Below are 10,182 nucleotides of genomic sequence, written 5' to 3'. Positions count from 1 at the left end.
CGGCCCAGCCGATCACCGGCGGCAGCGCACCCGCCGCCCCGCCGATCACGATATTCTGCGGCGTCGAGCGTTTCAGCCACATCGTATAGATGACCACGTAGAAGAAGATGGTGAAGGCGAGCAGCGCGGCCGCCAGGTACCCGGCCAGCATGCCGAGCGCCAGGATCGACAGGGTGGAAAGAACGAGGCCGAAGCCGAGCGCTTCGGCCGGCATGACGCGGCCCGACGGAATCGGTCGCCGGGAGGTCCGCGACATCACGGCATCGATGTCGGAGTCGTACCACATGTTGAGTGCGCCGGCGGCGCCAGCGCCGAGCGCGATGGCCAGAATGGCGGCGATTGCCACGGCGGGGTTGATGATGCCAGGCGCAGCCACCAACCCGACAAAAGCGGTGAAAACGGAAAGCGCCATGACGCGCGGTTTCAGAAGAGCGAAGAAATCGCCGGCTGTCGCCCCGGCGAGGCGGGCGCCGGCGTCGTTGAGACGGCTTTCCTGGTCCGACATGGCTTCAGACGACCACCGATTGCATCGGTCAGCCTAGCAGTCCACGCCTCATTTGCAATCTGAAGCAACCGCTATACCGCCGCGAATGAGAGCCCTTGCCGCTGCACATCGTCGCACCTTGGAACCGGCTGGCCTTGCGCGCCTTTAGCCGGTAACGTGACCCGGATTGGCTTTGCTCGCTTTGCACATGGAGGAAAACCGCATCATGAAATCGACCATCAGCTTTGCATCGGCATTTCTTGCCGCAGCCTTCCTTGCCCCGTTGCCCGGTTATGCGCAGGACGCGGCCGCGGGAAAGACGGTCTTCAACAAATGCAGGGCATGCCACAATGCCGATGTCGAAAAGGACAAGATCGGGCCGCATCTTGTCGGCGTGGTCGGCCGCACGGCCGGTTCGCTCGAAAGCTTCCAGTCCAAATATTCCGCGAACATGAAGGAAGCAGGCGCGGGCGGGCTGGTCTGGGACGATGCGAACCTCACCGAGTATCTGCGCGATCCGAAAGCGGTGATCCCCAAAGGCAAGATGGCGTTTCCGGGCCTGAAGGACGACGCCGATCTCGCCAACGTCATCGCCTATCTGAAAGCCGATCCGAAACCCTGAGAAGACATCGGCAACCCAACCTGACCCATTTCGATCAAATCGGAATGGGCTCTGATCGCTTGTTCAGCGCCGAAGGTTGACGATGGCCACGCCGCCGAGCGCCAGCGCGCCGCCGAGGATCCCGAGGCTGGTCGGGATTTCGCCAAGCCAGAGGAAGCCGATCAGCGTCGCGACCGGCGGCACGCAATATAGAAAGTTGGAGGCGCGTGAGGCCGGCAGGCGCGACAGCGCCACCGCCCAGCTGGCATAGGCGACGAGACCCGGCACAATGCCGAGATAGATCGCGGCCATCAGACCCTCGGTGCTCGCCACCGACGCCTGCGACAGCGCGCTGGACAATGCCGGCGACAGGCAAAGCGCGCCGACCACCATGTTCCAAGCCGACACGGTGAGCGGCTTGTGGCGGGCGAACAGCGGCTTTTGCACGATGGTGTTGGTCGCGGTGCAGACAGCCGCGCCGAGGATAAGCAGCGCGCCGCGGTCGAAGCTCAGGCCCTGGCCTTCGCCGAGCGCGATGATGCCAATGCCGGCGAAGGAGAGAAAGGTTCCGGCCCACGCCAGCGCCGAGAACCGCTCGCCAAGCACGATCATTGCGAAACCGGCGGGCATGATCGGGCTGACATTGATGATGAAGCTGGCGGCGCCAGCCGACACGGTCAGCTCGCCATAGTTGAGAAGCGCCGTGTAGATCGCCACGAAGACCAGCCCGCCGGTCGCGAAACGCCATACCTCCTTGAGCGCCGGAAGCGGTGGTCGGGCGACGAGCAGGAAGATTGCGGCCGGCACGGCTGCGATGGCGAAGCGCAGCGCGCCGAGCTCCAGCGGCCCGAAGGCGGCGAGACCGGCGCGTATCGCCGGAAACGCCGACGCCCAGGCGACGACGGTCACCGCAACCGCGGCTATCGTGATCGGATCGGCCGGGCGGGCGAGGGTGACGGTACTGGCGGTCATGATCTGCCTCTCAAGCGGTACGAGATTTCGGCGACAGAAAGCGCTACTCACGGCCTGTTGACAAACGAATAAATCGAGGCTCAGCTGTGAGCATGGATCACAGCTCGCAACCGATACTGCCGCTCGAAACACTGCGCGCCTTCGAGGCGGCGGCGCGTATGGGCAGCTTTTCCTCCGCCGCCGAATGGTTGAATCTTACACACGGCGCGGTCAGCCGCCAGATCGCCAAGCTGGAGGCGTGGCTCGGCCTGAGACTCTTTGAGCGCGGCGCGCGCGGCGTATCGCTGACGCTGGAGGGGCAACGACTTTACCTGCGCACCAATGAGGCCTTCGCGTTGATCGCCGACACTACCGACCGCTGGAGCGAGCCGCGCGGCGCTGCGGTGGTGCGGCTGACCTCTATCCCGTCGATTGGCGCGCTGTGGCTGATGCCTCGCCTTTCAGCGCTGGAAAACGGCCCGACGAAGCTGCGCATCGTGCTCGACATCGACATCCACCAATCGGATCTTGACGAGGAAGGCATCGACATTTCGATACGCTGCGGGCGCGGGCGCATCCCCGGCCGAGTGTCGGTCAAGCTGTTCGAGGAATGGTGTTTTCCGATCGCTTCGCCCGAACTAGCGGCCAGGATCGGCAGCGGCCGGCCCGAGCGCCTGCTCGATTATCCGCTGATCCACGATTCGGATGCTTCCGGCTGGCGTGCCTGGTTCAGCGAGCAGGGCGTTGACTACCGGCCGCGGCCGCAGGACCGGCGCTTCGAGGATTACAACCTCGTGCTTGCCGCGGCCGCGCACGGCCTCGGCGTCGCACTGGCCAGGCCGCCGCTGACGGCGAGCCAGATCGACGCCGGCCGCGTCGTCGCTGTCGACGATCGCCGCGTGCTCAATCCGGTTTCCTACTGGATGGACCGGCCCATCGGCCGATTGCGGCCGGCGGCGGCCGAACTGGCGCGGCGCATCGGCGATGCCGCAGGCCTCGACCCGCAGGCAGTCGACGAGTTTCTTCAGGCGGAGAAGTAAGCGTCTGTCTACCAGCCAGTGCAGGAGGCCAGGAAGCGAACACCCAGCATATTGGATGACAATTCCGCCTTGCCGCTGTGCAATATATTCCTTCTCCGGCCCCAGTTGCCGGGACCACGGACATGTTGAACACCGGGCCGCAGTGACGGATGTTGCCACGTCCGCCTGACCGGCCGGGAAGCAGCAGACCGGGATTGAACGCCGGCTATGACTTGGAGCCGAACGCGAATTCGGGCTTCGTCGCAGCGAAGCGCCATGCTAACCGGAACCGATGGCACAGAAGAAAGCCCATGAAGTCGACGCGTGGCTGGCCCGGCCTACGGGAGCGACGATCGTCCTGTTCTACGGTCCGGATCGCGGGTTGGTGGCCGAGCGAGCTCGGGCTTTTGCGGAAAAAACCGGATTGCCGCTCGACGACCCGTTCTCGGTGCTGCGCCTCGACGGGGCCGAAATCGAACGCGAACAGGGCCGTCTGCTCGACGAAGCGCGGACGGTTCCGATGTTCTCCGAGCGGCGGCTGCTCTGGGTGCGCAACGCCGCCGGCCAGAAATCCCTGGCCGAGGACGTCAAGGCCCTGTGCGCCGAACCGCCGCGCGACGCCATCGTGCTGATCGAAGCCGGCGAGCTGAAAAAGGGCGCGGCGCTCCGGACCGTCGTCGAGGCGAGCCCCGGCGCCATGGCGCTTCCCTGCTATGCCGACGAGGCGCGCGGCATCGACGCCATCATCGACGACGAAATGCAGAAGGCGGGCATGTCGCTGACCCTTGAGGCGCGGCAGGCGCTGCGCCGCAATCTCGGCGGCGACCGCCTCGCGTCGCGCGGCGAAATCCAGAAGCTTGTCGTCTACGCGCAGGGGCAGCGGGAGATCAGTCTGGACGACGTCAAGGCCTCGATCGGCGACGTCTCGGGCCTTTCCTTCGACGACGCGGTGGATGCGGTACTTGAGGGCCGGATCGACGCATTCGACGCAGTCTTCACCCGCCAGGCCCTTTCCGGAGCCCAGCCCTTCCTGGTGCTCGCCGCCGCCATGCGCCAGTTTCAGGCGCTGCACCTGATGCGCGGCGCTATGGAATCCGGCGGGCGCAACGCGGCTTCCGTGGTCGCGGCGGCGCGGCCGCCGGTATTCTTCTCGAGGAAGAAGATAGTCGAGACGGCGCTGGAGCGCTGGCGCAGCGATGCGCTGGCACGCGCCTTGGCCAGGCTGCAGGACGCCGTACTGCAGACCCGCAGGCGCCCAGACCTTTCCACTGCGATCGCACGTCAGGCATTGCTTGGCATCGCCGTCGAAAGCGCCCGGCTCGCGCAGCGAAACCGCAACTGATTAGCCGGCTAATCGCGCTTCTTCCCCACCTCAGTGCTTTAGCCGGCGGCACAAATCGTCAAGCTGTTCCAGCGTCTTATAGCCAATCCGCACCTCACCGCCGCGTTCGCGATGGGCGATCGCGACCTTCAGCCCGGTCACATCGGACAGCAGTTTTTCCAGCGCCAGCGTGTCGGCATCCTTGTCGCGCGGAGCAGCGGGGGGCGACGGGTCACGCTGGCTCTCGGCCGGCAACTGCGCCATTGCCTCGGCCTGGCGCACCGAGAGACCATCCTCGACAATGCGCTTGGCAAGGCCAGCCGGATCGGCGGCCGAAACCAGCGCGCGCGCATGGCCCGCGGACAAATCGCCATTGATGAGCATGTCGCGGATGACATCAGGCAGCTTGAGCAGGCGCAGCGTGTTGGCGACATGGCTGCGGCTCTTGCCGATGACCTGGCCGAGATCGGCCTGTGTGTAGCTGTGCTCATCGATCAACTGCTGGTACCCGAGCGCCTCCTCGACCGGATTAAGGTCGGTGCGCTGGACGTTCTCGATGATCGCGAGTTCGAGGGCTGTGCGGTCGTTCACATCGCGCACGATGACCGGGATCTGGGTCAGGCCGGCTCGCTGTGCGGCCCGCCAACGCCGCTCGCCGGCGATGATCTCGTAGCGCCCGGCTTCACCCGAGGGGCGAACGACCACCGGCTGCACCACACCGTGTTCTCGGATCGACTGGGCGAGGTCCGCAAGGTCGGCGTCGCCAAAATTCCGCCGCGGGTTGCGCGGGTTAGGTGCGACGAACTCAATCGGCACCTGGCCGTCGGCCGGCGCCGTGCTCTTTTCAACTGTCGCCGGCTTGTCCATTTCGCCGATAAGCGCGGCAAGTCCGCGTCCCAATCTTCTTCTTGAAGGATCGTCACTCATGGTCAGCCCAGACTGTTTTGTTCGCGAATCGGGTTCATGCGGCGCGTAGTTTGCGTTCCTGCCGGATCACTTCGGATGCGAGCTGCAGATAGGCTTGGCTGCCCGAGCATTTGAGATCGTAAAGGATGGCCGGCTTGCCGTGCGATGGCGCTTCCGAAACACGGACATTGCGCGGAATGATCGTCTCATAGACCTTTTCGCCCATATGGGCGCGCACATCTTCGACCACCTGGTTGGCGAGATTGTTGCGGCCGTCATACATGGTTAGCACGATGCCTTGAATCGAGAGGTCCGGGTTGATCGAAGCGCGCACCTGTTCGACGGTTTCGAGCAATTGGCTCAGACCTTCGAGCGCGAAGAACTCACACTGCAGCGGCACCAGAACCGAATCGGCCGCGGCCATCGAGTTGAGCGTCAGGAGATTGAGCGAGGGCGGGCAGTCGATCAGCACATAGCTGTAGGTGTCGGAACGCTGCGACGAAGCCCGTACCGCATTGCGCAGCCTGAGCACGCGATCCGGCGCGCCCGCTATCTCCATCTCGACCCCGAGGAGGTCGAGCGTGGATGGAACGATCGATAGGCCCGGGACGGCCGTGGGCATCGCTGCATCCTCCAGAGCCATGGCCCCGGTCAGCACGTCGTAGGATGAAGAAATCCGATCGCGGCGGTCTATCCCGAGCCCGGTGCTGGCATTGCCTTGCGGGTCGAGGTCGACGATCAGCACACGTTCGCCGATTGCCGCCAGCGCCGTCGCCAGATTGATCGCGGTGGTGGTCTTGCCGACGCCGCCCTTCTGGTTGGCGACGGTGATGATGCGTGGGCCGGTTTTCATGATCCGATTCAATGCGTTCATTGGTTCAGGCGCGTCACGATTTGGGAGTTAGGTCGCGAATCTCGAGAATCATGCTTTGCGGGTCGATCATGCTTCGATGTTCTAACAGGTCGAAGCGCCACTGGTGAGCGCTTTCTTCGATCTCTGCCCGGTAATCCCGGCCTTTGTGAAACAGGCCGGTTGCGCCCGCCGACAGCCAGGGCGCTGCGAGGCCTAGCAGTGAGGAGAGCGGCGCCAGCGCGCGGGCTGTCACCACCTCAGGCGTGCCGATGGACGCATGCACATCGCCGATTCGCAGCGCATGGACGCGCGCCGGAAGACCGAACTGGCCGATGACCGATTGCAGGAAAGCCGCCTTTTTTCTATTGCTTTCAACAAGATCGACATGCGCGCCGCTGCGTTCGGAAAGCAAAATCGCCATCACCAGGCCGGGGAAACCGCCGCCCGAGCCGAGGTCCAGCCAGCGAAGCGCCTTGGGCGCAAGGCGAAGCAATTGAGCGCTGTCGAGAATATGCCGCGACCAAACATCGCTCAGGGTCGATGGCGCGGACAGGTTTATGCGGCGCGCCCATTTCTGGAAAAGCGCCTCAAATGCAACCAGACGCTCGAATGTTTCACGTGAAACGGGGCCGGCGACGCGGCACAGCTCTTCCCATGCTGCTGTCGTCACGCCACGTCCCTGCTCGGCGCGCGCTCGGCGTTGCGGATATGCGAGACGATGATCGCCAGCGCAGCCGGCGTCATCCCCTCCATCCGCTCGGCGGCGGCAACGGAACGCGGCCGGCGCTCACGCATCTTCTGCTTTAGTTCATTCGACAGGCCTGGAACCATAGAGAAATCAATGTCGTCGGGTATCAGCCGCTGCTCCTCGCGGCGCATATGCGCAACGTCCGCCATCTGGCGGTCAAGATATACGGCATACCGCGCCTCAGTTTCGAGGCTTTCAGCCGCCCTTGGATCGATTGAGCGAAGTTCCGGCCAGATCTCGGCAAGGCGTGCCACATTCATTTCGGGATAGGACAGCAGATCGTAGGCCGAACGGCGTATCCCATCCATGTTGACTTCAATGCCTTGGCGCCTGGCCTCGCTTGGCGTCAGCGTCTTGGCCTTTGCCAGTTCGCGCGCATTGTTGAGGCGCCCGCTGACCTCCGCAAACCGCTCCTGCCGCGCGACGGAAGCCACTCCGAGCCGGATCGCCATCGGGGTCAACCGCTCGTCGGCATTGTCAGCGCGCAAGGAGAGCCTGAACTCAGCCCGCGAGGTGAACATGCGGTAGGGCTCGCTGACGCCGCGGCTCGTCAAATCGTCCACCATCACGCCGATATAGGCTTCGGTTCGGCCGATCACGATCTGCTCGTCGCCAACAGCCTTGCGCGCAGCATTCAATCCTGCCAGCAAACCCTGTGCAGCGGCTTCTTCATAGCCGGTGGTGCCGTTGATCTGGCCGGCAAGAAAAAGGCCGGCCACTCGCTTGGTCTCCAGCGTCGGGGCAAGTTCACGCGGATCGATATGGTCGTACTCAATTGCGTAGCCCGGTTGCAGCATGACTGCGCATTCAAGGCCGGGAATGGTCTTGAGGATCTCCAATTGCACGTCTTCGGGCAGTGATGTCGAGATTCCGTTCGGATAGATCGTGTGGTCGTCCAAGCCCTCCGGCTCCAGGAAGATCTGATGGCCTTCACGGTCGCCGAACTTGACGATCTTGTCCTCTATCGACGGGCAGTAGCGTGGCCCCACCCCCTCGATTGACCCGGAGTACATGGCCGAGCGACTGAGGTTCGCACGGATAACCTCGTGCGTCGACGGCGTTGTCCGGGTAATGGCGCAGTCGATCTGCGGGTTGGAGATTCGGTCCGTCATCAGTGAAAAGGGCACAGGCTCGACATCCGCCGCCTGCTTGTCGAGCGAATCCCAGGCGATCGTCCGGCCATCAAGCCGCGGTGGTGTCCCCGTCTTCAGCCGGCCAAGCTTGAACCCGGCGCGCATCATGCTTTCCGAAAGCTCAAGCGCTGCCTTTTCATTCATTCGGCCGGCTGGGAATTTGCGCTCGCCTATATGGATGAGCCCGCGAAGGAAAGTGCCCGTGGTCAGGACGAGCGCACCGCAGTTTAGCGTGCGGCCGTCGCCAAGCCGCAGTCCGGTAATGCGATTGTCACGAATTTCGAGACCAGTTACCTCGGACTCGATCACCGTCAGCGATTCGTGTTCCCGGATCGCTGATTGCATGACCTGGCGGTAGAGTTTGCGGTCAGCCTGGGTGCGAGGACCCCGCACGGCAGGCCCCTTCTTCCGGTTCAGCAGGCGGAATTGGATGCCGGCCGCATCGGCGACCCGCCCCATCAGGCCATCAAATGCATCGATCTCTCGGACCAGATGGCCCTTCCCAAGGCCTCCGATAGCAGGATTGCAGGACATTGCACCGACCGTGTCGAAGCGAAGCGTCACGAGCGCAGTCCTGGCGCCGGCGCGTGCGGCAGCGCTGGCGGCCTCGCAACCGGCGTGACCTCCCCCGACTACAACGACGTCGTAGCTATCGAGCATGACAAAAGGCTCCGATGGAATGCGGAGACATGTGCGCAAAGGTCGGCAGTGTCAAGGCGCGCAATAATGTTTCACGTGAAACCAAAACCCGCGCGGTGCCGGTGTTTCACGTGAGTCAGCCCGATGGGCGCGTTTCACGTGAGTCACTTCCCGATACAGAACTGGGAAAATATGACATCCAGCAGGTCTTCGACATCGACAGCGCCGGATATCCTGCCGATGCGTTCCGAAGCGAGCCGCAGATCTTCCGCGCGCAGCTCGTAACCGGCCTGTTCCGCCGATCGCGCGGACTCGAGGAACTCCAATGCCTCCGAAAGCAGCGCAACATGCCGCTCGCGCCAAGGAATCAGATCGACGCTTTCACCCAGCGCCACTTCTGCCCTGCTCGAAATCTCCTGCAGCAGCCTGTCCAGGCCATGCCCCGACGCTACCGAGATACAGATATCGTACTCATCGCTGCTGTTGGGCTCCGACAGTGGCAAATCGTATTTGGTGCCAACTCGGAGCACCGGAAGACTATCTGGCAGCTCCGCCACCGGCCCTGGATTTGCCATATCCTCGAGCAACAGCACGAGGTCGGCCTCGCGCGCCCGGGCAATCGCCTTTTCGATGCCAATTGTTTCGATGGCGCCACCGCCTTCGCGCAGCCCGGCCGTGTCGGTAACCCGAACCTTTCGTCCATCGAGATCAAGAGCAACCTCGATGAGATCGCGGGTCGTCCCTGGTTCATCCGTTACAATAGCTGCATCGCGCTTAGCCAGGGCGTTCAGAAGACTCGACTTTCCGGCATTGGGTGCACCGAGAATGACCACGTCAAAGCCATCCCGGATGATTTCCGCTCGGCCGAAGCCAGCGATATGGCGCCGCATCTCGCCGCTCATCCGCTCGATGTCGGCCCATATCTGATCTGCGACCGAACCAGGGACGTCCGCCTCGTCGGAAAAATCCATCTCGGCTTCGATCATGGCCCGGGCGTGAATGAGCCGCCGGCGCCAGCCGGCGTAAAGCTCCTTGTGCCCGCCATGGGAATTAAGGACCGCAAAGCGTCTCTGAGCTTCAGTCTCGGCGCTGACCAGATCGGCAAGCGCTTCAGCCTTCAGGAGATCAACCTTGCCGTTAAGAAATGCACGCCTGGTGAATTCACCAGCTTCGGCCGGGCGAACGCCTTCTATGGCGCACAACGCATCCAGCAGCGCCGCAACGACCGCCTTGCCGCCGTGCGCGTGCAGTTCAGCGGAATCCTCGCCAGTAAAGCTGGCAGGCCCTTCAAAAAACAGCGTTATTCCGGAATCGACATGAGTACCTGCTCCATCCGCGAACGCCCCATAGCGAGCAAAGCGCGGTTCCGGAACCGAGCCTGTAATCGTTTCGAGAACGAATCGAGTCTTGGGTCCACTGATACGCACCACGGCGATGCCAGCCGGAAGCCGGCCGCTCGACAGCGCGACAATGGTGTCTCGTTCAACCATGGTAACTTGCCCGAACAATCGTAACGGGCACGAATCG

10 protein-coding genes are annotated in these 10,182 nt (G+C 63.3%); 3 read left to right on the top strand and 7 right to left on the bottom strand.

The features are described 5' to 3' along the window. Positions 1 to 505, bottom strand: a 505-nt coding sequence (locus tag MAXJ12_RS03845) for a UbiA family prenyltransferase (protein WP_008834453.1), incomplete at its 3' end; no start/stop codon positions are given. A 205-nt stretch (positions 506 to 710) separates the two neighbouring features. On the opposite strand from MAXJ12_RS03845, the gene MAXJ12_RS03840 reads away from it, so the two are divergent. Beyond that, positions 711 to 1,106, top strand: coding sequence for a c-type cytochrome (locus tag MAXJ12_RS03840; RefSeq protein WP_008834452.1), 396 nt, complete (start codon positions 711 to 713; stop codon positions 1,104 to 1,106). Positions 1,107 to 1,169: 63 nt separating this feature from the next. On the opposite strand, the gene MAXJ12_RS03835 is transcribed toward MAXJ12_RS03840, so the two are convergent. Next, positions 1,170 to 2,057, bottom strand: a complete 888-nt coding sequence (locus tag MAXJ12_RS03835) for a DMT family transporter (RefSeq protein WP_008834451.1) — start codon at positions 2,055 to 2,057, stop codon at positions 1,170 to 1,172. Positions 2,058 to 2,149: 92 nt separating this feature from the next. Here MAXJ12_RS03835 and MAXJ12_RS03830 point away from each other — a divergent pair, with 92 nt between their 5' ends. Then, positions 2,150 to 3,076, top strand: coding sequence for a LysR substrate-binding domain-containing protein (locus MAXJ12_RS03830; protein ID WP_008834450.1), 927 nt, complete (start codon positions 2,150 to 2,152; stop codon positions 3,074 to 3,076). Positions 3,077 to 3,347: 271 nt separating this feature from the next. Beyond that, positions 3,348 to 4,397, top strand: a complete 1,050-nt coding sequence (gene holA / locus MAXJ12_RS03825; protein WP_008834449.1) for a DNA polymerase III subunit delta — start codon at positions 3,348 to 3,350, stop codon at positions 4,395 to 4,397. A 30-nt stretch (positions 4,398 to 4,427) separates the two neighbouring features. On the opposite strand, the gene MAXJ12_RS03820 is transcribed toward holA, so the two are convergent. The 5 genes from MAXJ12_RS03820 to mnmE all read right to left on the bottom strand — a co-directional run bounded on the left by MAXJ12_RS03820 (position 4,428) and on the right by mnmE (position 10,145). Continuing rightward, positions 4,428 to 5,303 carry a ParB/RepB/Spo0J family partition protein gene (locus MAXJ12_RS03820; protein ID WP_008834448.1) on the bottom strand — a complete coding sequence of 292 codons (876 nt, stop codon included), beginning with the start codon at positions 5,301 to 5,303 and terminating at the stop codon, positions 4,428 to 4,430. Between the two features lie 34 nt (positions 5,304 to 5,337). Further along, positions 5,338 to 6,135, bottom strand: a complete 798-nt coding sequence (locus tag MAXJ12_RS03815; protein WP_008834447.1) for a ParA family protein — start codon at positions 6,133 to 6,135, stop codon at positions 5,338 to 5,340. 34 nt (positions 6,136 to 6,169) lie between these two features. Then, entirely contained in the window at positions 6,170 to 6,805 is a 636-nt protein-coding gene (gene rsmG / locus MAXJ12_RS03810) for a 16S rRNA (guanine(527)-N(7))-methyltransferase RsmG (protein WP_008834446.1), read from the bottom strand. Next, entirely contained in the window at positions 6,802 to 8,676 is a 1,875-nt protein-coding gene (mnmG, locus tag MAXJ12_RS03805; RefSeq protein ID WP_008834445.1) for a tRNA uridine-5-carboxymethylaminomethyl(34) synthesis enzyme MnmG, read from the bottom strand. Before mnmG ends, rsmG begins: the two co-directional genes overlap by 4 nt. A gap of 143 nt (positions 8,677 to 8,819) precedes the next feature. Beyond that, positions 8,820 to 10,145: a tRNA uridine-5-carboxymethylaminomethyl(34) synthesis GTPase MnmE gene (mnmE, locus tag MAXJ12_RS03800; RefSeq protein ID WP_008834444.1), complete on the bottom strand. Its 1,326-nt coding sequence runs from the start codon at positions 10,143 to 10,145 to the stop codon at positions 8,820 to 8,822. Positions 10,146 to 10,182: the final 37 nt, after the last annotated feature.

Source organism: Mesorhizobium alhagi CCNWXJ12-2 (genome assembly GCF_000236565.1).
Lineage (GTDB): Bacteria > Pseudomonadota > Alphaproteobacteria > Rhizobiales > Rhizobiaceae > Allomesorhizobium > Allomesorhizobium alhagi.
This window is presented reverse-complemented; position numbering and strand designations above follow the sequence as displayed.

What these genes read in the sequence shown, in the direction of transcription:
- holA (WP_008834449.1), top strand. Translation starts at nt 3,348, where the DNA reads ATGGCACAGAAGAAAGCCCATGAAGTCGACGCGTGGCTGGCCCGGCCT.
- MAXJ12_RS03835 (WP_008834451.1), bottom strand. Translation starts at nt 2,057, where the DNA reads ATGACCGCCAGTACCGTCACCCTCGCCCGCCCGGCCGATCCGATCACG.
- mnmG (WP_008834445.1), bottom strand. Translation starts at nt 8,676, where the DNA reads ATGCTCGATAGCTACGACGTCGTTGTAGTCGGGGGAGGTCACGCCGGT.
- MAXJ12_RS03840 (WP_008834452.1), top strand. Translation starts at nt 711, where the DNA reads ATGAAATCGACCATCAGCTTTGCATCGGCATTTCTTGCCGCAGCCTTC.
- MAXJ12_RS03820 (WP_008834448.1), bottom strand. Translation starts at nt 5,303, where the DNA reads ATGAGTGACGATCCTTCAAGAAGAAGATTGGGACGCGGACTTGCCGCG.
- mnmE (WP_008834444.1), bottom strand. Translation starts at nt 10,145, where the DNA reads ATGGTTGAACGAGACACCATTGTCGCGCTGTCGAGCGGCCGGCTTCCG.
- MAXJ12_RS03815 (WP_008834447.1), bottom strand. Translation starts at nt 6,135, where the DNA reads ATGAAAACCGGCCCACGCATCATCACCGTCGCCAACCAGAAGGGCGGC.
- MAXJ12_RS03830 (WP_008834450.1), top strand. Translation starts at nt 2,150, where the DNA reads ATGGATCACAGCTCGCAACCGATACTGCCGCTCGAAACACTGCGCGCC.